The sequence below is a fragment of the Frankia sp. AgKG'84/4 genome (genome assembly GCF_023242965.2).
Lineage (GTDB): Bacteria > Actinomycetota > Actinomycetes > Frankiales > Frankiaceae > Frankia.
This window is the reverse complement of the sequence record NZ_JALKFU020000043.1, coordinates 1-18,765: the sequence shown is the minus strand read 5'-3', so window position 1 is coordinate 18,765 and position 18,765 is coordinate 1. Positions and strand designations below refer to the sequence as shown.

Below are 18,765 nucleotides of genomic sequence, written 5' to 3'. Positions count from 1 at the left end.
GTCGGAGACAGCCGGGATCCGCGCGTACGCGGCGGTCGAGCTCGACGCCGTGCGCGACTCGGTGGCCGCGCTGGCCGCCCGCGCCGGGTCCGCCGCGACGATGGCGGTCGTGAAGGCCGACGGCTACGGCCACGGCATGATCCCCTGCGCCCGCGCGGCGCTGGACGGCGGCGCGACCTGGCTGGGCACGGCGTTCCTGGACGAGGCGCTCGCGCTGCGCGCGGCGGGGATCACCGTGCCGCTGCTGTGCTGGCTGGCGGCGCCGGGGGAGCGGTACGGCGCCGCGATCGACGCCGGCATCGACGTCTCGGCATCCGCCCCGTGGGCGTTGCGGGAGATCGCCGCAGCGGCGCGGGCGACCGGCCGGCCGGCGCGGGTGCATCTCAAGGTCGACACCGGTCTGGGCCGCGCCGGCTCCACGCCGGCAGACTGGCCCGCCCTGTGCGACGCCGCCGCCGTGCTGCGGGCCGAGGGGCTGATCGAGACGTTTGGTGTCTGGAGCCACCTGGCGTTCGCCGACAGCCCGGGACATCCGACCGTGGCCGGGCAGATCGGCGCGTTTCGTGACGCCGTGGAGGTCGCCGAGAAGGCGGGCCTCGCGCCCACCGTGCGTCACCTCGCGAACTCGGCGGCCACGCTGGTCAGCCCGGACGCCCACTTCGATCTGGTCCGGCCCGGCATCTCCGTCTACGGCCTGTCGCCCAGCCCGGCGGTCGGCCCGGCCGCGCGCTTCGGCCTGCGGCCCGCGATGACCCTGGTCAGCCATGCTGCGCTGGTCAAGCGGGTGCCCGCCGGCGCGGGGGTCTCGTACTCGCACCGGTACACGACCGTGCGGGAGACCACGCTCGCGCTGGTGCCGCTGGGTTACGCCGACGGCGTGCCGCGGGCCGCGACGAACGTCGGCGAGGTGCTGCTCGGCGGGCGCCGACGGCGGATCGCCGGCACGGTCTGCATGGACCAGTTCGTCCTGGACGTCGGGGATGACCCGGTCGCGGCCGGCGACGAGGTGCTGCTGTTCGGTCCGGGCGACCGCGGGGAGCCGACGGCGGATGACTGGGCGGCGGCTCTGGGCACGATCAACTACGAGATCGTCACCCGGATCGGCGTGCGGGTGCCGCGTGTCCACGTCTAGGCCGTGTCCGGCCGATCATGGTGCGCGCGCCCGGACCTCCACCCCTGCGAAGCGACCAGCCAGTGGCGCGGCCGGTGCCTCTGCGGGGCGATGGCGGACGCCCGCACCTTCGCCGTGACCAGTCGGCCGCGCTGGCGCGGCCAACGGTGCCGGCCCGGGACTCCGGCCGGCACCGCAACCTGCTCTCAGCCGCAGCCGCCGGACGAGCATCCACCGCCGGTCGACTGCTCGCCGCCGTACATGCCGCGTTCCATCCGGCGGCGCACCGGCGCCGCCGCGGCCGCGGCGGCCTCCCGTCCGTCCTGCTCGATGCGGGAACGGGTGGTGAGCGTCAGCATGACCGGCCCGGGAGCGGCCGGGACGGGCGCCGCGGCGGGCTCCGGCTCGGACTCGTCCGCCACGCCGAGCGCGGCCGCCCGCTCCGGGCCGGTCAGGCCACGGGCCCGATCGGCCACGACGTCCTTGTTTCTGCGCCAGGACAACTTCATGATTCCCGCCTCCGCGATGACCAACGAGGTGACCCGGTCCCCACCACGGTAGAGGACGATGTCCCGTCCGGCCCGGCGTCGTGGCCCGGATGTGACCCGCGCACGGGTGTCGCCTCGCCGACGGCTGGGGTCTTCCGCGCTGGTCGCCGTCACACCCGTGCCGCCGCGGGGCACCGGCCCGGCTCCGCCTGGCGGTCCGTCCGCCCCGCCGACCCGTGCGCCGTCCGGCCGCTAGGATTGGCCCGGAGTCGTGACTGGCGCACAGAGGTGGAACTGACCACCGGGGAGCGATTGTTCGGATCGGCGCCGTGCGCCTGGGTGCCTCCGGCCGAACGACACGTGCCGGAGGTCAGTATGCACAACCCACCCCTTCCCGAACTCGCCGTCGCGGACCCGGAGATCGCCGGTCTCGTCGAGGCCGAGGCGGCCCGCCAGCAGGCGTCGATCCGGCTGATCGCCTCGGAGAACTACGTCTCGACCGCGGTGCTCGAGGCGTCCGGCTCCGTGCTGACGAACAAGTACTCCGAGGGCTACGTCGGCCGGCGTTACTACGAGGGCCAGCAGGTCACCGACCCGATCGAGACCCTCGCCGTCGAGCGGGCGAAGGCCCTGTTCGGCGTCGAGCACGCCAACGTCCAGCCCTACTCCGGCTCGCCGGCGAACCTGGCCGTCTACCTTGCCTTCGCGCAGCCGGGTGACACGGTGATGGGCCTGTCGCTGCCGATGGGCGGTCACCTGACCCACGGCTGGAGCGTCTCCGCGACCGGCAAGTGGTTCCGCAGCGTCCGTTACGGGGTGCGCGCGGACACCGGGCGGATCGACCTGGACGAGGCCCGTGACCTGGCCCGGGCCGAACGACCAAAGATCATCTTCTGTGGTGGCACGGCCATCCCGCGCACGATCGACTTCCCGGCGTTCGCGGAGATCGCCCGCGAGGTCGGCGCGGTGCTGGTCGCGGACATCGCGCACATCGCCGGCCTGATCGCGGGAGGGGCCCACCCGTCCCCGGTCGGGCATGCCCCGGTGATCTCGACCACCACGCACAAGACCCTGCGCGGCCCGCGCGGGGCGATGCTGCTCTCCGACGCCGAGCACGCCACCGCGCTGGACAAGGCGGTCTTCCCGGGCTTGCAGGGCGGCCCCCACAACCACACCACCGCGGCCATCGCCGTCGCCCTGCGCGAGGCCTCGGCCCCGTCGTTCCGCGATTACGCGCACGCCGTCGTCGCCAACGCCCAGGCACTGGCCGGCGCTCTGGTGGAGCGCGGCTTCGACCTGGTCAGCGGGGGCACCGACAACCACCTGATCCTCATCGACCTGACCGGCAAGGACATCGGCGGCAAGCCGGCGGCGAAGGCGCTGGACGCCGCCGGCATCGAGCTGAACTACAACGCCGTGCCGTACGACAAGCGCAAGCCGTTCGACCCGTCGGGCGTCCGGCTCGGCACCGCCGCGATCACCACCCGTGGGCTGACCCCCGCGCACATGCCGCAGCTCGCCGGCTGGATCGACGACGTGGTCAAGGCCGCCAGCACCGAGGACACCGCGGCCATCGAGCGGGTGCGGGCCCAGGTCACCGAGCTGATCAGCAGTTTCCCGATGCCCGGCTTCGCCTGATCGGCAGACCGGTCGGCTTCGGCGGGACGCGGCGTCCCGGTGCTGCGCTCCGGTGCTGCCGACCGGTCCAGCGGCACCGGTCTGACCGGGCCCCCGCCGGGGCCGGCCCGGCACCATGCCCAGGTCGCGGCTGACCCGTCGCGACCCGGGCACATGGTCGCAGGTGAGGGCCAAGCGGTCCGCTCCCGACGTCGCCTCGGTGCATCATCAGGTCAGGGCAGCCCGGACGAGCCGGGTGCTACCGGACGGACGGAGGCGGCGATGGCGAAATCGGTCGGCGCGATGGCGGGTTCCCGGGCGGTGCGGACCGTCACGGGTTCGGTGGGCGCGGTTGGGGCCGCGATCGCTGCCGGAGTGCTCGCCGAACGTAGGGCGATTCGCCGACGCCGGGGTGTGCCGGACGCCGCGGCGCCTGGGCCGCTCGGCCCGATCGTCGGCCGCTCCGGCACGGTGATCGCGGCCGACGGCGTCCCGCTGCACGTCGAGGAGACCGGCCCGGCAGACGCGCCGCTGACCCTGGTGTTCGTGCACGGGTTCTGCGTGCGCCTCGACAGCTGGATCCTGCAGCAGCGGGAGTTGGCGGACCTTGGCCGGATGGTGTTCCTCGACCTGCGGGCGCATGGTCGCTCCGGGCCGTCCGCCGCCGGCAACTGCACCATCGACATGTTGGCCGACGATCTGCACCGGGTAATCCGCGAGCGGGTGCCGGACGGCCCGATCATCCTCGTCGGGCACTCGATGGGCGGCATGGCGATCCTCGGGCTCGCCGACGCGCAGCCCGACCTGTTCGGCGATCGCGTGATCGGTGTCGCGCTGCTCGCGACCAGCGCCTCGGAACTCGCGCGGGCCACCGGCGGCGTGCCGGCTCTGCTCGCCACCACCGTCCGCCAGGTGATGCCCGGGGTCGGGTTCGCCATGCGGCACGGCCGCGCGCCGCTGGAATGGATTCGTCGGCGGGGCGGCGAGATCTCCTGGGAGGTGACGCGCCGGATCGCGTTCGGGGGAACCGACGCGCCGCCATCCATCGTCACCTTCCTGGACTCACTGGTCTCAGACACCTCGGTCGAGGTGATCGCCGCCTTCCTGCCGGCCCTGCTGGACAACAACCGGCTGGACGCCATCGGCCGGCTCGCCAGCACACCCACGGTCATCGTCGTCGGCGATGTGGATGTGATCACGCCGGTCGGGCACAGCCGGGTCATCGCGGCCGCACTCCCCGACGCGGAATTCGTGGTCGAGGAGGGCGCCGGCCACGCGATCATGCTGGAGCGGCCGGACGTGGTGAACGCCGCCATCCGCAGGCTGGTCGGCCGAGCTCTCGCCGAGGTCCCGCTGCCCCGGCCGCGCTCGGAGGCCGGCTTCCCGACCAGCCGGGACGGCGGCCAGCCGGCCGGCAGGATGGAGGACGCCGACGGTTCCGCGGCGTAGGCAGCCCGTGGCGGGTCGGCGCGGCGGCGACAATGGTCAGGCGGACACTGCGGCTGGGGGAGCCGGCATCGGGTGACGCGCGAGGAGGTCGAGGACGGATGGGCGTGCACGCCGCGCTGCGTGACCAGGTGGTCATTCCCACCGCCGAGCGGATGCGGGAGTTCGGCGCCGGCCTGTCGGCGTTGCTGCGCCCCGGCGACCTCGTCGTGCTCTCCGGCCCGCTCGGCGCGGGCAAGACCGTGCTCGCGCAGGGCATCGCCGCGGGCCTCGGGGTGCACGAGACGGTCACCTCGCCGACGTTCGTGATCGCGCGCGTCTATCCGCACGGGCGGATCCCCCTTGTGCACGTGGACGCCTACCGGCTCGGCGGTATCGCCGAGGTCGACGACCTCGACCTGGACGCCGACGTCGACGGTTCGGTGACCGTCGTCGAATGGGGCGCCGGCCTGGTCGGGAGTCTCGCCCCGGAGCATCTGGAGATCGCTGTCGCGCGGCCCACCGCCGACGAGTCGGGCGAGGTCAGGACGTTGCGGCTGGTGCCGTCCGGCCCGGGGTGGGCCGAGCGGCTGGCGGAGCTGCCCGCAGGCTGAACCGGTTCGGCCTGCGGCCGCGGTCGGCTGTTTCGGAGCCGTGGCCGGGTGTTGCGGGACGTCGCGGGATGGGTGCTCGTCGTGGGCGGCGCGGTGGTCCGTAGTCTGGCCTGGTGCTGGTGCTGGCCCTTGACACCGCCACGGCCGCCTGTGCCGTGGCGCTCGCCGAGCTGACGGAATCCGACCGGTCGCCACGGGAGTCCGCCGCGGGGACTGCCCCGGGGGCGGACGAACCCGGCGCGCCGCCCGGGGTGCACGTCTGGCCGCGGGGCAGCGTGGTCACCGTCGACGCCCGCCGGCACGGGGAGCTGCTCGCCCCGTCGATGCGCACCGTGCTCGACGACGCGGGGGCCCGTCCGTCGGACCTGGCCGCGGTCGTCGTGGGCGCCGGGCCCGGGCCCTTCACCAGCCTGCGGGTCGGCATGGTGACGGCCGCCGCCTTCGCCGACGCGCTGGAGATCCCGGTGCACGGTGTCTGCTCGCTCGACGGGATCGGCGCGGCGACGACCGGCGCGGTCGCCGTCGTCACCGACGCCCGCCGGCGCGAGGTCTACTGGGCGTGTTACGACGGCGGCCTGAGGATGGGGGACCCGAGCGTCGGTCGTCCCGCGGACGTCGCCACCGCGCTGCGGGCTCTCGGCGTCACCGGCGTCGCCGGCCCCGGGTTCGCGCTGTATCCGGAGGCGTTCGCCGGGTTCGCCAGCATCGAGGTACCGGCCTCGGACGGCGGGACGACCGCCCCGGAGGCGGGCTATCCGCGCCCGGAACTCCTCGTTGGCCTCGCGGGCGCGGACCTGCTCGCCGGCCGGGCGCCACGCCCGCTGGTCCCGCTGTACCTGCGCCGGCCGGACGCGACCGAGCCGCACGCGCCCAAGCCGGTCGGGGCGTGACCTCGTCCCCCTCGGACCAGCGCTCGCCGGCCAGCCCGCGGGGTGAGGAGGCCCCGGGCTCGGCCACCGGCCAGGACCCGGATCTGGTGCTCGTGCCGACCCGCTGGTGGCATCTCGAGACCATCGCCACGCTCGAACCGAGCGTGTTCGCGGCCGATCCCTGGAGCGCGGAGCTGTTCTGGTCCGAACTCGCCCAGGGTGAGCAGCGCTGCTACCTCACGGCGCTGTCCCGGCCCCGGGGCGTGCCCGCGCACGACCTGGACGCGATCGTCGGCTATGCCGGCCTGGCGGTTGGTGACCCCGACGGTGCCTACATCCAGACCGTCGGGGTGGTTCCGGCGATGCGGGGCCGGGGCGTCGGCGCCCGGCTGATGATCGCCCTGCTGCGCCGTGCCCGCCGGGCCGGCGCCCGTTCCTGCGGACTCGAGGTGCGCACGGACAATCACGCCGCCCGGGTCCTCTACAGCCGGCTCGGCTTCGTCGACCTCGGGCTGCGCCGGGGCTACTACCAGCCATCCGGCGGGGACGCCTACGTGATGCGCGCGCGCCCCATCGACACCGTGGGCTACGCCGCCCTGCTCGACGACACCGAGCTGGCCCTGCCCGGCCGGGTACGTCTGGAGGAGTGAGACGCCGGCTGGTCAGACGGTGGCTGGTCAGACGGCGGCTGGTCAGACGGCGGCTGGTCAGACGGCGGCGCGGCTGCGGATGGCGGCCTCGCCCGCGGCCAGGCTGCTCTCGTATACCTCGGTGAACGACGCCAGCGCGGGGTTGACCGGGGCGAGCGTCATCTCCACCCTGATCAGCTCTACGTCCGCGGCGCCGAGCGCCTCCAGGACGTGGGCGACGTAGGGCAGCTGGTGGTCCCAGCCCTCCCGGGGAGTGCCGGGCGCGTACGAGCCGCCCTGGGTGGCGATGACGGTGGCCCGCTTGCCGGCGAGGACCGAGAATTCCGGCGGCTGCCGCAGGGTGCGCCCGACCACGATCACCTGGTCGACCCAGGCCTTGAACGCCGAGGGCACCGAGAAGTTGTACATCGGCAGCGACAGCAGGAGCTCGTCCGCGGTCTCCAGCTCGACGATCAGCTCCTCGCGGGCCTTGACCGACTCGGCCTGGGCGGGGGTGTGCCGCTGGGCCGGGATGCTCGCCGCCGAGATGGCCTCCCAGTCCAGGTGCGCGGGCGGCGTGAGTGCGAGGTCGCGGTAGGTGACGGTGCCGTCCGGGTGGGCGGATTGCCACGCCGCCACGAAGGCACCGCCCAGGTTGCGGGACGTGGAGCCCTCGCGGGCAAGGCTCGCGTCAACGTGCAGCAGGTGGCTCATGACCGATCCTCCGATGGCCTGATCAACACAGGGGAGACCTCGCCCGACTTCGGTAAGGTCTCGTCGGAGACTATCTCAAACTAGATCGTCTGTCGAAGCACCTAATTTTGGAAGTGAGAACCTCCTGATCAGGGCGGGTACGCTGCCTTGGTGAGCGACGCCGCGGCCGCCGCGGAAGGCGGCGCCGACTGCGAGGGGTTGCCCGAGAGCCTCGGGTGCGACCTCGGCTGGCTGCTGGGCCAGGTGCAGTACGGCTATCTGGCCGCATCGCAGGCCGCCGTCGAAGGACTCGGTGGCGGCCTACGGGCGCTGTACGTACTCGGCGCGGCGGTCGGGGGCGAGGCCCGCAACCAGATCGAGGTCGCCCGCCGGTTCGGGATCGACCGCACGGTGATGGTCCGACTCGTTGACGAGCTGGAGCGCGACGGCCTGGTCCAGCGCCAGCCCGACCCGGCCGACCGGCGGGCCCGCATCATCACCGCCACCGAAGCGGGCGAGCGGCTCTACGCGGCCGCCGAGCAGAAGCGCCGCTTCGTGGACCAGCACGTGCTCGCCGGCCTGCCGCCCGCGCAGCAGGACGAGTTCCTCCGACTGCTGCGCACGGTCGTGGCCCGGCTGGTGGCCGTGGACCCGACGCACGGCGCCGCGGCCTGTGACGCCGCCCGCCGCGAAATCGACGCGCACGACCCCCCCGCCGCCCCCCGCCTCGGGGGCTGAACGGGTTCGGGCCGCTTCTGTAGGGGCAAAACGGGCGAGGAACCCGACAGAAGCGGCCCGAAACCCGGCCCCACCCTCAGCGGGTCGGATGGAGCTGCTCAAAGGGCCACGCGTGGGCGCTGCCCGCGACCAGGTGGGCCGGTGGAACGGGCAGCGGCGGGCCGTCCGCCGACGCGCTGGTGCCGATCGGGGGTGTCGGGTCGGGCCGGCGCAGGATCAGCACGACGAGGTCGCCGCCCGGCTGCCGGCTGAGGTACACCTCACCCTCGCGGCCGGCAAGCGCGTCGACCGCCCAGGCGCACAGCTCGTCCAGGCGCCCGGCGGCGGCACGGGCCTCCCACATCCAGATCATTCTTGGCTCCCGAAAGCGTCGATCGGGCAGGTTACCGCTGCTCTGGCGCGATGGTGGCGACACGGCGCCACGCCGGTGGGCCGCGGTGCCGAGGGCGCAGTGGCCCACCGCGATCGAGTCCTGGCAGGCCCTGGGCGAGCCCATCGGCGGGTGTCCGTTCCTCGCAGTCTTGACAGTTCCGACCTTGTTGGTTGACGTGTGTGGTGCGGGTGCTAGGTTGGCACTCGGCACGTGAGAGTGCCAGCGACGACAGGCGCCTGTTCCCCGCGACGGCAGGCCGCCAGGGTCGCTCTCTCATCCAGCGAAGGAAGGGGGAGGTCGATCGTGACGACCGCCACCAAGGTTGCTATCAAGCCTCTCGAGGACCGCATCGTCGTGCAGCCGTCCGACGCGGAGCAGACCACCGCGTCCGGAATCGTGATCCCGGACACGGCCAAGGAGAAGCCGCAGGAGGGCACCGTCCTTGCCGTCGGCCCGGGCCGATTCGAGGACGGCAAGCGCGTTCCGCTCGACGTCAAGGTCGGCGACGTGGTGCTCTACAGCAAGTACGGCGGCACCGAGGTCAAGTACTCGGGCGAGGAGTACCTGGTGCTCTCCGCTCGCGACGTCCTCGCGATCATCGAGAAGTAGGCCGTTCGCCGGCAGTAAAGCTAGGGGCGCGCCCCGCTGGTGGCCGCCCGGTTTCCGCCGGGTGCACCGGCGGGGCGCGCCCCTGCTTTGCGCGGCCGGTCATCGGTACCGAGAGGACACCTCAGGTATGCCGAAAATTCTCACGTTCAACACCGACGCCCGGCACGCGCTGGAGCACGGCGTCAACGCGCTCGCCAACGCGGTGAAGGTGACGCTCGGCCCGCGTGGCCGCAACGTCGTCATCGACAAGAACTACGGCGCGCCGACGATCACCAACGACGGCGTGACGATCGCGCGCGAAGTCGAGCTGGACGACCCGTTCGAGAACCTTGGCGCGCAGCTGGCCAAGGAAGTCGCCACCAAGACCAACGACGTCGCCGGCGACGGCACCACCACCGCGACGGTGCTCGCCCAGGAGATGGTCCGCTTCGGCCTCAAGCAGGTCACGGCGGGCGCCGCTCCGCTCTCGCTCAAGATCGGCATCGAGGCGGCCGTCGAGGCCGTCTCCAAGGCGCTGCTCGAGCAGGCCGTCGAGGTCAGCACGAAGGAGACCATCGCGCAGGTCGCGGCGATCTCCGCGCAGGACGCGCGGGTCGGTGAGCTGATCGCCGAGGCGATCGACAAGATCGGCAAGGACGGCGTCATCACGGTGGAGGAGAGCCAGACCCTCGGTCTGGACCTCGAGCTCACCGAGGGGCTGCAGTTCGACAAGGGCTACGTCTCGCCGTACTTCGTCACCGACGCCGAAGCCCAGGAAGCGGTGCTCGAGGACGCCTACATCCTGCTCTACCCGGGCAAGATCGCGGCCCTCAACGAGCTCCTGCCCCTGCTGGAGCAGGTCGTGCAGGAGCACAAGCCGCTGCTCATCGTCGCCGAGGACATCGAGGGCGAGGCCCTGTCCACCCTGGTGGTGAACGCGATCCGCAAGACCTTCCAGGTCGTCGCGGTGAAGGCGCCGGGCTTCGGGGACCGCCGCAAGGCGCAGCTGCAGGACATCGCCGTGCTCACCGGCGGCCAGGTGATCGCCTCCGAGGTCGGCCTGTCCCTCGAGGGTGCCACCCTCGCGGATCTCGGTCGGGCCCGCCGGGTGGTGGTCGACAAGGACAACACGACCATCGTCGACGGTGCCGGCGAGGCCGGCTCGGTCGCCGACCGGGTTCGCCAGCTCAAGGGCGAGATCGAGGCCAGCGACTCGGACTGGGACCGCGAGAAGCTCCAGGAGCGGCTCGCCAAGCTGGCCGGCGGGGTCGCGGTCGTCCGCGTCGGCGCCGCCACCGAGGTGGAACTCAAGGAGAAGAAGCACCGCCTGGAGGACGCCGTGTCGGCGACCCGCGCGGCCATCGAGGAGGGCATCGTCGCCGGGGGCGGGTCCGCCCTGGCGCACGTGACCTCCGTGCTCGACGGCGGCCTCGGCCGCACCGGCGACGAGCTCGCCGGCGTCGAGATCGTGCGTGTCGCGCTGGACTCCCCGCTGTCCTGGATCGCCCGCAACGCGGGTCAGGAGGGTGCGGTCATCGTCTCCAAGGTCAAGGAACTCAAGCCAGGTCACGGCTACAACGCCGCGACCGGTGAGTACACCGACCTGATCGCGGCCGGGATCATCGACCCGGTCAAGGTCACCCGCTCGGCGGTGGCGAATGCCGCGTCGATCGCGGCGCTGCTCATCACCACCGAGAGCCTCGTCGTCGAGAAGCCCGCCGCGCCGGAGCCCGAGCAGGGTCACGGCCACGGCGGTCACGGGCACGGCCACTCGCACGGCCCCGGCTTCTGACCGATGCCATAACCGGTGCGCGGCTCGCGCCGTGCCCAGATGTAACGACGACGCGGCCCGGCTGCTCCCCGAACTGGGAAGCGGCCGGGCCGCGTCGCTGTCCGCCGCCCCGCCCAGCCGTCGGCGGCGCACCGCGCGTGTGCTGGCGTCGCGATGGCCGCCCGGCGGCGGTGACCCGGGACGGGTGAGCGGGTGTGTGACCCGTCACCCGTCGCGGGTGGTCGGCCCACGGGCGAGGGGATGTCCGTTCATGTCCCGACCGCCCGGTCAGCAGGCCGGGGCGAGCCCCGGTCGAGCCGGCACCCGTCGGGGTACCCCGCGCCGGGAGCGACCGGTGAGGATGGCCTCCCGCTCCGACTCGCTGAGCCCGCCCCACACCCCGTACGGCTCGCGAGCCGTCAGGGCGTACTCACCACAGGCTCCGATCACCGGGCAGCGGGCGCAGATGGCCTTCGCCGCGGCTTCGCGAGCCGCTCTGGCCGGTCCGCGTTCTCCTTCCGGATGGAAGAAGAGTTCCGTACTCTCCCCTCGGCACGCACCGTGAAGCTGCCATTCCCACTTTTCCGCGCCGGGGCCTGGAAGTCGTCGAACGTCGGTCATCGGCCTGAGCCCCCCTTTCGACCTGAGCGGCGAGCGCCGCGGGCTCACCGTAGTACCGGTCACCCTCCGGATGATCTTCGAAAATTCACCCGGGCGACCTGGTGGCGGCTGCCGGCAGGCCGGTCGTGTCGCTCGTCGAAGCCGCACGGCCTTCCCCCGACCTCCGTGCGCCGGGCCACCGGCGGCCGGCGGCTCCCGCGCGCGACCGCGGGACCCCGCAGGACCTTGGGAGGCCCGGCCGGGACGTCGAGTCCGCGGGTCCGGCGGACAACTTCGTGGACGATGATTCGCCTACCCAGGCCATCGCCCGGTCACACGGCCACCGGGCCGCTCGGCGCCTGCCGGTCCCCGTGACCCGGCCCGCGGGCGCCGGAATGCCGACGCGTCCCGGCCGCCTCCACCACACACCGTCACGGCCGGCGGAACGGTGGGTGTGCGGGGGGACGGCGCGCGGGCGGCGCCTGCGGCCGGTCCGCCGGGCTGCGGCGATCTGCCGGTCTCGATCCGCCTCGACGGAACCGCCTGGCGCACCGGCGGTTCCGTCGCGCGGCTCATCGACGCCCAGTGGACTGTCCGGGGGCTGACAAAAGAGGGTTGGCCCGAAAGTAGTAACCCGCGGGCCACCGTGGCCGCCCGGAGCGCTTCGATCGGCGTCCCGGTGGGCATCGGAAGGGTTCGCGGCGACGGACGGCGGCGATCATCGGCGGCTGCTGGGCGTCAGGCGGATGGATCGCGACACCGACGCGAGCCGGTTCGTCCCGTCGCGGGACGAACCGGGCACCTGGTGATCGCGGGTGAGTGGGCGAAGCCCGGAGCGTGCCTGTTTCGCGGCACGGCGGCGCGGCGGCGCGGCACGGCACGGCGGAACACCCGTCACGCCGTCGTGGAGGCGACGTCGAGCCGAGCCGGCGGATCAGCGGGAGTCGGCCTCCGAGGCGGCGGAGGCCTCGTAGACGCCGTCGGCGAAGCCGCGGGCGTATTCCCAGCTCACGTAGCAGGACGGGTCGGGAGAGAAAGCCGGCTCGTGGACTCGCGTCCGGCCCTCGTTGAGCAGGTTGCGCAGGTTACCGGCGAGGAGCTCCCAATCGAAGTAGTGCGGCTCAGCGCAGCCCTCGCAGTCGACGACGAGCCCGCGGTACCCGCGCGGCTCAAGCAGCGTGCGGAAGACGTCGAGGTCTCCCAGCTCGGCGAGGACCTCCTCCCGCTCGTGCAAAGACAGCGGCTCGAGCAGGGAGAGGTCGTCAACGGAGTCGAGGCGCGCGAGCTCGGCGGCCGGATCCTCGGGGTCACCCGCGAAGGGGTCGACAGGCTCGTCGCTCACGTCGACCACGCTACGCTTGCCCGGACTGCTTAGTGGTCCCGATCTGGAGTCTCGGCACCGTTGTGCGGTGCTTGTGAGTGGTTTCGAATCCGGTCTTTTTCCGTTGCGCAAATCCGGCTAAGCTGGGCGGCTTGCCGCAGAGCGGACGTATCCGGGGGTGTCCGCCCCGGCGCGACCGCGATCTCTGTCACGCCAGGTCCGCCCACCGGTGCCATCGGCCTCTACGATGGACATGTGCCGCAGTCCGGCCCGAGATCCCGCTCTCAGTCCGACACGAGTCTCTGCTCGACACGAGGCCAGGGTCCGACGCCAGGGCGCGCGACCCGAGGCCGGGCGGCTCGTCAGGCATCCGGCGGTGCCGTGGCCGCCGGCCGGTTCCGCAGCGCCGCGGCACCGGTCAACCGGAACGGAAGGTGCCATGAACGATCCCGTCGCCACCGATCTGTCCGCGTCGGCGGGGAACCGCGCCGATCCGGGGGTCGACCAGCTGGGCGCCGACGCTGCGCCCGTGCCGCCCAAACTGGCGATGCTGGGCCTCACCTTCGACGATGTGCTGCTGCTGCCGGCCGCCTCCGATCTCGTCCCCGCCGAGGCCGACACCACCACGCGGCTCTCCCGGAACATCGCGCTCGCGGTGCCGCTGGTGTCCTCGGCGATGGACACGGTGACCGAAGCGCGGATGGCGATCGCGATGGCGCGCCAGGGCGGCGTCGGTGTGCTGCACCGCAACCTCTCGATCGATGAGCAGGCCCAGCAGGTCGACATGGTGAAGCGGTCCGAGTCCGGGATGATCACCGCGCCGGTGACCTGCGGCGCCGATGCCACCCTCGAGGACGCGAACGTGCTGATGGCGCGTTACCGCATCTCCGGGGTCCCGGTGACGGAGTCGGACGGCCGGCTTGTCGGCATCGTGACGAACCGCGACATCCGCTTCGAGCGTGACTACTCCCGCCGGGTGCAGGACGTGATGACCCCGATGCCGCTGATCACGGCGCCGGTCGGGGTCTCCACCGAGGACGCGCTGGATCTGCTGCGCCGGCACAAGATCGAGAAGCTGCCGATCGTCGACGAGCGGGACCGGCTGCGTGGCCTGATCACCGTCAAGGACTTCACCAAGCGGGAGCAGTACCCGAACGCCACCAAGGACGCCGACGGCCGCCTCGTCGTGGGCGCGGCGATCGGCGTGGGGGAGGACGCCTACAAGCGGGCGCAGGTGCTCGTCGCGGCGGGCGTGGACTTCCTCATCGTGGACACCGCCCACGGCCACCAGCGGGCCGTGCCCGACATGGTCCGCCGGATCAAGGCGGACATGCCGGTCGGCGCCAGCGGCCGGCCGCTCGACGTGATCGGTGGCAACGTCGCGACGGGCGCCGGCGCGGCCGCGCTGATCGCTGCCGGCGCTGACGCGATCAAGGTCGGCGTGGGGCCGGGCTCGATCTGCACCACCCGGGTCGTCACCGGCGTCGGCGTTCCGCAGGTGACCGCGATCTACGAGGCGTCCAGGGTCGCCCGCGAGCACGGCGTGCCGGTCATCGGTGACGGCGGCCTGCAGTTCTCCGGCGACATCGCGAAGGCGATCGCGGTCGGCGCCGACACCGTGATGCTCGGCAGCCTGCTCGCCGGCGTCGACGAGAGCCCGGGCGAGCTCATCTTCATCAACGGCAAGCAGTACAAGGCGTACCGGGGCATGGGTTCGCTCGGCGCCATGCGCAGCCGCGGCACGGCCCGCTCGTACTCCAAGGACCGCTACTTCCAGGACGACGTGCTCTCCGACGACAAGCTCGTCCCCGAGGGCGTCGAGGGTCAGGTGCCCTACCGGGGGTCGCTTGCCGCGGTGGCGCACCAGCTTGTCGGCGGCCTGCGCGCCGCGATGGGCTACACCGGCTCGCCGACCATCCGCCGCCTGCAGGACGAGGCCCAGCTTGTGCGGATCACCTCGGCCGGTCTCACCGAGAGCCACCCCCATGACGTCCAGATGACGGTCGAGGCGCCGAACTACAACTCGGCGCGCTGATTTCGTCACCCGGCGCAGCCGGGAGTGACCGGCCGGCATGCGCCGGCCGGCCCCAACCAGGAGGCCCCACCAGTGGCAGAGGTCGAGATCGGCATCGGCAAGAACGCGCGGGTCGCGTACGGTCTCGACGCCGTCGGTATCGTCCCGTCGCGGCGCACCCGCGACCCGAAGGACGTCTCCCTGTCCTGGGAGATCGACGCCTACCGGTTCGAGCTGCCGCTGGTGGCGGCCGCGGCCGACGCCGTCAGCTCGCCGGCGTCGGTGATCGAGCTCGGCCGCATCGGCGGCCTCGGCGTCCTGCACGTCGAGGGGCTGTGGACCCGGCACGCCGAGCCCGAGAAGCTCATCGCCGAACTCAGCGAAATCGGCGATGAGCGGGGCGCGGTGGCCGCGACCGAGCGGCTGCGCGCGCTGTACGCCACGCCCGTCGACCCGGACCTCATTGCGCGGCGGTTGAGCGAGCTGCGCGAGGCCGGGGTGACCGTGGCCGCGGCGCTGCGTCCGCAGAAGGTGCGCGCGCTGTGCCCGCATGTGCTGGCGGCCGGTGTCGACCTGCTGGTCATCCATGGCACCGCGGTGTCCGCGGAGCACCAGTCCCGGCAGTCCGAGCCGCTGAACCTCAAGCAGTTCATCGGCGAACTCGACATCCCCGTGCTGGTCGGTGGCTGTGCGTCGTTCTCGACCGCGCTGCACCTGATGCGCACCGGGGCCGCGGGGGTCATCGTCGGTGTCGGCTCGGGTCTCGGCGACCGGACCCGCGAGGTGCTGGGTGTCGGTGTCCCCCTGGCCACCGCGATCGCGGACGCGGCCGGGGCGCGGATGCGGTATCTCGACGAGTCCGGCGGGCGCTACGTCCACGTCATCGCGCACGGTGACCTGCGCACCGGCGGGGACCTGGCCAAGGCCATCGCCTGCGGCGCCGACGCCGTCATGGTGGACGCCGCGCTCGCCGCCGCCCACGACGCGCCTGGCCAGGGCGGGATGTGGCCGATGGACGTGCTGCACTCCGATCTGCCCCGTGGCCGCTGGGCCCCGATCAGCCCCACGGGAACCCTCGAACAGATCATCACCGGACCGGGCGCGGCTACCGGCACGGGCGTGCTCAATCTTGCCGGCGGCCTGCGCACCGCGATGGCGACGACCGGTTACGCGACACTCAAAGAGTTCCAGAAGGCCGAAATCATGGTCTCCGCAGCGGGCTGACGTCCCGCGCCGGGGCCGATCGAGGGTCCGTCCCGGCGGGCGGCACGCAGTGACAGTCATGGACCGGGCACGCCAGCGGCGGTACCCGGTCGATTCCGACCCGACCTGGACATGGCACCCTGGGATCGTCCGTCTCCGGCACTAAGGACGACCGATGCGCCTCGACGAGCATGGCCGCTGGGTCAGTGATGACGGCGTCTACGTCTGGGACGAGGCTGCCCAGACCTGGCATTCCGCGTCCCCCACGCCGCCGGCCGGCTCCGGCGGGGCCCCCGCGTGGCCGAACTCGGCCGCCGCCGGTACCGCCCGGCCCGCCCCGGCGAACGCCGGTCCGCTGGCCCGATCAGGGGGGGCGGTCCCGGAAACGGGGGTCCCCCGCGCCGCATCGACCACCCAGGACCGCGGCCGCGGGGGTGGCGGCGTAGGCGATCCGGCCAGCACGGACGCGGGGAGCGTCCCGGTCCCGGGCGTGCGCGGCCTGGGTACCGGCGCGATGCCCTCGTTCGACGGGACCGGGCAGTTCGGCCGCTGGGCACCCACCGGCGCCGAGGATGCCTTCCGGTCACCCGGCGAGGCCGGTGTCGACACCGCGGCCCGGCCAGGCCGGACCGGGGTGACCCCGACCGGTCCGGGTGCGGCCGGCGCTGGTCCGCTCGGCGCTGGTCCGCTCGGTACGGATCCGCTCGGTACGGATCCGCTCGGTACGGATCCGCTCGGTACGGATCCGCTCGGTACGGATCCGCTCGGGCTCGCGACGCGCGCCGACCCGCTGCGGACCGGTGCGAACCCGGTGGGGAACGTGCCCGGTTCCGGGTCGGCCGGCGACCGTCCGGGCGAGCCGGCCCAGCCAGGCGTGGAAGGCGTCACCGTCGGTGGGCGCGGGCTCGCCACGGCCGACGACGACTGGGGTGACGACGGCGAGTCGACCGGGGAGATCCGCCGGTTCGGCGGCCCCGTTCCGCCGGCGCGCGCCGCCGGCGTCGCGCACTGGGAGGACGACGCCGACGACCCCGACGGCGAGTACGGGGACGACGACCTGCCGGACGACGATCCCGATGGCTTTGGGCATCCGGGTGTGCGCGGCTGGTCCCCGTCGTCGGGGCGTCTCTCGACCCGGGCGGTCCGCCCGGAGCGGGAGACGGCCGAGCCGGCTGGTGGCCTGCGTGGCGCCCTCGCCCGAGCGCGGCAGCGTCCGGCGGTGCTGATCGCCGCCGTGGTCGTGCTGGTCTGCGCCGGGCTCGGGCTCGCCGGATTCCTGGCGCTCGGCGGCGGTTCGGACGGTGGCTCGGCCTCGGGGGCCACCGCCGCCAGCAAGGGCCGCTACGACGCGTCCGTCCGGGATGCCTACCTGAGCTCCTGCCTCGACGTGAGCAATGGCAACGAGGGCTACTGCACCTGCACCCTGGACAAGCTCCAGGCCAGCTACACGCAGGAGGAGTACCTGCGGTTCAGTGCCCAGGTGCAGTCCGATTCGTCGCAGCGGATCGTGCGCGAGATCTACGCCGCCTGCCGTGACAAGCGATGACCAGCGCCCGGGTACAGTGGTTCGGACGCACTATCACCACAAATCTGTCCAGGTGGGTGGAGGACGAGCCAGCGAATTGTTGCTTTTTCGTCGTTCCTACGGTAGGACATCCATCACTCGTAGCGAAGCGGTTGCGAGAGGCCGACTCGTACCGCCGCGGTCCGGATTCCGTGCGTCTCTACGATGGCCGTCCACATCGTGCTGACCTGGGGGGCAGGAGATGCCGCCCGATGACCATGCACCAGAGCCCGGCGCGGGAAGCTGACCCCGTCGCCGGCCACGCCGCCATACCCGGCCCTGTGACGGGATGGGTGGCCGTCTCGTGACCGCTCACGACGCCGACATCAACCGGCCGCTCCCGCCCCGCCGGGATGATGACTTCTTCGCCGTCGAGCGCGTCGGCGAGCCCGAGCAGCCGAGCGCGGCCCCGTCCTGGGGCCCTACGCCGTGGCCGTCCGCGCCGGTCGAAGCACCGTCGTCGCCGGCCGAGCCACAGCGGAGCGCTGATCCGTTCGACGTCACCAGCACCTGGAACGGACCGGCGCCGCGCTTCGGTGGCGGCGGGGCCATCTCCGTCGACCCCCCCGCCCCCGATGCTGGCCGGCCGACGTCCCACCTGCCCTCGATCTACCCGCCCGCGTCCGAACCTGGCCCTGCCGCGCACGGCGCCGGGAGCTACGGTCCGTCGGTCCACGGGGCCGCGCCGCTGAACGGGGCCGCGCCGGGCAACGGCGGCTTCCTGGAGGGCAACGGCCTCGCGCCCACGCACGGTTCCGCGCCCACGAACGGTTCCGCTCCTTCCAACGGGTCCGCTCCCGCCGACGGTTTCGCGCCTGGCGGCGGGTCCGCGTACGTCAACGGTCAGCCGTCGGCGTACGGCGCCTCGGTGGGGTATGACGCGCCGACGGGATATGACGTGGCGCCGGCTCAGCGGGTACCACTGCCGCCCGGGACGGCGCCGGCCCCCGCGCCGCGCCCGGCCTACACCAGCCCGCCCGCCTACGAGGAGCCGCCGTCCTGGCGCGGCCCGGCGACCGGCTCGGTGCGGGTCGGGGCCCACCCCCCCCCCCCCCCCCGGGACGACCGCGGCTAAAGCGATTACTTAAACCGCCGGTTTACCATAAAAGCTCTGTATCTTATAAAAATAAACCAGCCCAACACACCA

The 18,765-nt window shown here is 73.0% G+C and carries 18 protein-coding genes and 1 riboswitch; of the genes, 13 read left to right on the top strand and 5 right to left on the bottom strand.

Annotated features, from left to right (window positions below):
- Window positions 1–16: 16 nt before the first annotated feature.
- Window positions 17–1,132, top strand: a complete 1,116-nt coding sequence (alr, locus tag MXD58_RS05505; protein WP_250609088.1) for an alanine racemase — start codon at window positions 17–19, stop codon at window positions 1,130–1,132.
- 185 nt (window positions 1,133–1,317) lie between these two features.
- Here alr and MXD58_RS05500 read toward each other — a convergent pair whose 3' ends face one another.
- The gene (locus MXD58_RS05500; RefSeq protein ID WP_248838727.1) at window positions 1,318–1,620 is read right to left on the bottom strand and encodes a hypothetical protein; all 303 of its coding nucleotides are present in this window, start codon (window positions 1,618–1,620) and stop codon (window positions 1,318–1,320) included.
- A 240-nt stretch (window positions 1,621–1,860) separates the two neighbouring features.
- Window positions 1,861–1,947, top strand: a riboswitch (ZMP/ZTP riboswitch).
- 27 nt (window positions 1,948–1,974) lie between these two features.
- Between MXD58_RS05500 and glyA the strand changes: the two genes are divergently transcribed.
- The 5 genes from glyA (at window position 1,975) to rimI (ending at window position 6,774) form a co-directional block, all read left to right on the top strand.
- The gene (gene glyA, locus MXD58_RS05495; protein ID WP_248838728.1) at window positions 1,975–3,237 is read left to right on the top strand and encodes a serine hydroxymethyltransferase; all 1,263 of its coding nucleotides are present in this window, start codon (window positions 1,975–1,977) and stop codon (window positions 3,235–3,237) included.
- Between the two features lie 261 nt (window positions 3,238–3,498).
- The gene (locus MXD58_RS05490; protein ID WP_248838729.1) at window positions 3,499–4,665 is read left to right on the top strand and encodes an alpha/beta fold hydrolase; all 1,167 of its coding nucleotides are present in this window, start codon (window positions 3,499–3,501) and stop codon (window positions 4,663–4,665) included.
- A 98-nt stretch (window positions 4,666–4,763) separates the two neighbouring features.
- The gene (tsaE, locus tag MXD58_RS05485) at window positions 4,764–5,255 is read left to right on the top strand and encodes a tRNA (adenosine(37)-N6)-threonylcarbamoyltransferase complex ATPase subunit type 1 TsaE (protein ID WP_248838730.1); all 492 of its coding nucleotides are present in this window, start codon (window positions 4,764–4,766) and stop codon (window positions 5,253–5,255) included.
- Window positions 5,256–5,368: 113 nt separating this feature from the next.
- Window positions 5,369–6,145 (top strand): tRNA (adenosine(37)-N6)-threonylcarbamoyltransferase complex dimerization subunit type 1 TsaB, encoded by a 777-nt coding sequence (gene tsaB, locus MXD58_RS05480; protein WP_248838731.1) that lies wholly within the window; start codon window positions 5,369–5,371, stop codon window positions 6,143–6,145.
- An 83-nt stretch (window positions 6,146–6,228) separates the two neighbouring features.
- Window positions 6,229–6,774: a ribosomal protein S18-alanine N-acetyltransferase gene (gene rimI, locus MXD58_RS05475; protein ID WP_248838746.1), complete on the top strand. Its 546-nt coding sequence runs from the start codon at window positions 6,229–6,231 to the stop codon at window positions 6,772–6,774.
- A gap of 57 nt (window positions 6,775–6,831) precedes the next feature.
- Here the strand turns inward: rimI and MXD58_RS05470 are convergent, their stop codons facing one another.
- Window positions 6,832–7,467, bottom strand: coding sequence for an FMN-dependent NADH-azoreductase (locus tag MXD58_RS05470; RefSeq protein ID WP_248838732.1), 636 nt, complete (start codon window positions 7,465–7,467; stop codon window positions 6,832–6,834).
- A 150-nt stretch (window positions 7,468–7,617) separates the two neighbouring features.
- On the opposite strand from MXD58_RS05470, the gene MXD58_RS05465 reads away from it, so the two are divergent.
- Window positions 7,618–8,184 (top strand): MarR family winged helix-turn-helix transcriptional regulator, encoded by a 567-nt coding sequence (locus MXD58_RS05465; protein WP_248838733.1) that lies wholly within the window; start codon window positions 7,618–7,620, stop codon window positions 8,182–8,184.
- A gap of 76 nt (window positions 8,185–8,260) precedes the next feature.
- Here MXD58_RS05465 and MXD58_RS05460 read toward each other — a convergent pair whose 3' ends face one another.
- Window positions 8,261–8,536 carry a hypothetical protein gene (locus MXD58_RS05460; RefSeq protein ID WP_248838734.1) on the bottom strand — a complete coding sequence of 92 codons (276 nt, stop codon included), beginning with the start codon at window positions 8,534–8,536 and terminating at the stop codon, window positions 8,261–8,263.
- A 324-nt stretch (window positions 8,537–8,860) separates the two neighbouring features.
- Between MXD58_RS05460 and groES the strand changes: the two genes are divergently transcribed.
- A complete protein-coding gene (gene groES, locus MXD58_RS05455; protein WP_009740479.1) occupies window positions 8,861–9,166 on the top strand; it encodes a co-chaperone GroES in 306 nt (101 codons plus the stop codon).
- 127 nt (window positions 9,167–9,293) lie between these two features.
- On the top strand, window positions 9,294–10,937 hold the full coding sequence (gene groL, locus MXD58_RS05450; protein ID WP_248838735.1) for a chaperonin GroEL: 1,644 nt from the start codon (window positions 9,294–9,296) through the stop codon (window positions 10,935–10,937).
- A gap of 267 nt (window positions 10,938–11,204) precedes the next feature.
- Here groL and MXD58_RS05445 read toward each other — a convergent pair whose 3' ends face one another.
- Both MXD58_RS05445 and MXD58_RS05440 read right to left on the bottom strand, forming a co-directional pair.
- Complete coding sequence (locus MXD58_RS05445; RefSeq protein WP_248820572.1) at window positions 11,205–11,537, bottom strand: WhiB family transcriptional regulator; 333 nt, start codon at window positions 11,535–11,537, stop codon at window positions 11,205–11,207.
- Between the two features lie 913 nt (window positions 11,538–12,450).
- A complete protein-coding gene (locus tag MXD58_RS05440) occupies window positions 12,451–12,867 on the bottom strand; it encodes a DUF5319 domain-containing protein (protein ID WP_308301909.1) in 417 nt (138 codons plus the stop codon).
- A gap of 409 nt (window positions 12,868–13,276) precedes the next feature.
- Between MXD58_RS05440 and guaB the strand changes: the two genes are divergently transcribed.
- The 4 genes from guaB to MXD58_RS05420 all read left to right on the top strand — a co-directional run bounded on the left by guaB (window position 13,277) and on the right by MXD58_RS05420 (window position 18,693).
- Entirely contained in the window at window positions 13,277–14,872 is a 1,596-nt protein-coding gene (gene guaB, locus MXD58_RS05435) for an IMP dehydrogenase (RefSeq protein ID WP_284677906.1), read from the top strand.
- A 72-nt stretch (window positions 14,873–14,944) separates the two neighbouring features.
- Entirely contained in the window at window positions 14,945–16,075 is a 1,131-nt protein-coding gene (locus tag MXD58_RS05430) for a GuaB3 family IMP dehydrogenase-related protein (RefSeq protein ID WP_248838737.1), read from the top strand.
- 154 nt (window positions 16,076–16,229) lie between these two features.
- Complete coding sequence (locus tag MXD58_RS05425) at window positions 16,230–17,600, top strand: hypothetical protein (RefSeq protein ID WP_248838738.1); 1,371 nt, start codon at window positions 16,230–16,232, stop codon at window positions 17,598–17,600.
- Between the two features lie 322 nt (window positions 17,601–17,922).
- Window positions 17,923–18,693, top strand: coding sequence for a hypothetical protein (locus tag MXD58_RS05420; protein ID WP_250609087.1), 771 nt, complete (start codon window positions 17,923–17,925; stop codon window positions 18,691–18,693).
- Window positions 18,694–18,765 lie beyond the last annotated feature (72 nt).

What these genes read in the sequence shown, in the direction of transcription:
- MXD58_RS05500 (WP_248838727.1), bottom strand. Translation starts at nt 1,620, where the DNA reads ATGAAGTTGTCCTGGCGCAGAAACAAGGACGTCGTGGCCGATCGGGCC.
- glyA (WP_248838728.1), top strand. Translation starts at nt 1,975, where the DNA reads ATGCACAACCCACCCCTTCCCGAACTCGCCGTCGCGGACCCGGAGATC.
- MXD58_RS05490 (WP_248838729.1), top strand. Translation starts at nt 3,499, where the DNA reads ATGGCGAAATCGGTCGGCGCGATGGCGGGTTCCCGGGCGGTGCGGACC.
- tsaE (WP_248838730.1), top strand. Translation starts at nt 4,764, where the DNA reads ATGGGCGTGCACGCCGCGCTGCGTGACCAGGTGGTCATTCCCACCGCC.
- MXD58_RS05470 (WP_248838732.1), bottom strand. Translation starts at nt 7,467, where the DNA reads ATGAGCCACCTGCTGCACGTTGACGCGAGCCTTGCCCGCGAGGGCTCC.
- MXD58_RS05460 (WP_248838734.1), bottom strand. Translation starts at nt 8,536, where the DNA reads ATGATCTGGATGTGGGAGGCCCGTGCCGCCGCCGGGCGCCTGGACGAG.
- groL (WP_248838735.1), top strand. Translation starts at nt 9,294, where the DNA reads ATGCCGAAAATTCTCACGTTCAACACCGACGCCCGGCACGCGCTGGAG.
- MXD58_RS05445 (WP_248820572.1), bottom strand. Translation starts at nt 11,537, where the DNA reads ATGACCGACGTTCGACGACTTCCAGGCCCCGGCGCGGAAAAGTGGGAA.
- guaB (WP_284677906.1), top strand. Translation starts at nt 13,277, where the DNA reads ATGAACGATCCCGTCGCCACCGATCTGTCCGCGTCGGCGGGGAACCGC.
- MXD58_RS05425 (WP_248838738.1), top strand. Translation starts at nt 16,230, where the DNA reads ATGCGCCTCGACGAGCATGGCCGCTGGGTCAGTGATGACGGCGTCTAC.